Annotated in this window: 1 protein-coding gene; it reads left to right on the top strand. The window is 62.6% G+C overall.

Translation table 11 applies throughout. From position 1 onward, the window contains the following. Positions 1-770: alcohol dehydrogenase catalytic domain-containing protein (locus NKG99_RS35790; protein ID WP_352874182.1), on the top strand; the 770-nt coding region annotated here is incomplete at both ends.

Here is a 770-nt window from a genome sequence, read left to right as displayed (position 1 = left end):
GTCGCCGCCGGAAAGCCGTTGGAGATCATGGAGGTCGACCTCGACGGTCCGCGCGAGGGCGAGGTGCTGGTCGAGATCAAGGCGACCGGCATCTGCCATACCGACGAATTCACGCTGTCTGGCGCCGATCCCGAAGGCCTGTTTCCGGCGATCCTCGGCCATGAGGGTGCCGGCATCGTCGTCGATGTCGGCAAGGGCGTCACCTCGGTCAAGAAGGGCGATCACGTCATCCCGCTCTACACACCGGAATGCCGGCAGTGCCCGTCCTGCCTGTCGCGAAAAACCAACCTGTGCACGGCGATCCGCGCCACGCAGGGGCAAGGGTTGATGCCCGACGGCTCGTCGCGCTTCTCGATCGGCAAGGACAAGATCTTTCATTACATGGGCTGTTCGACCTTCTCCAACTTCACCGTGCTGCCCGAGATCGCGCTGGCCAAGGTCAACCCGGACGCGCCCTTCGACAAGATCTGCTACATCGGCTGCGGCATCACCACCGGCATCGGTGCTGTCATCAACACCGCCAAGGTCGAGCAAGGGGCGACCGCAGTGGTCTTCGGTCTCGGAGGCATCGGCCTCAACGTCATCCAGGGCCTGAAGCTCGCCGGCGCCGACATGATCATCGGCGTCGATTTAAACAACGACAAGAAGGCCTGGGGCGAGAGATTCGGCATGACGCATTTCGTCAATCCGAAGGAGATCGACGGCGATATCGTGCCTCATCTCGTCAACATGACCAAGCGCGGCGCCGATCAGATCGGCGGCGCCGACTA

Origin of the sequence: Mesorhizobium sp. M1409 (genome assembly GCF_040317535.1) — a bacterium.
GTDB lineage: Bacteria > Pseudomonadota > Alphaproteobacteria > Rhizobiales > Rhizobiaceae > Mesorhizobium.
Note: the sequence above shows the minus strand (reverse complement) of the source record. Positions and strands in the feature narration are given on the sequence as shown.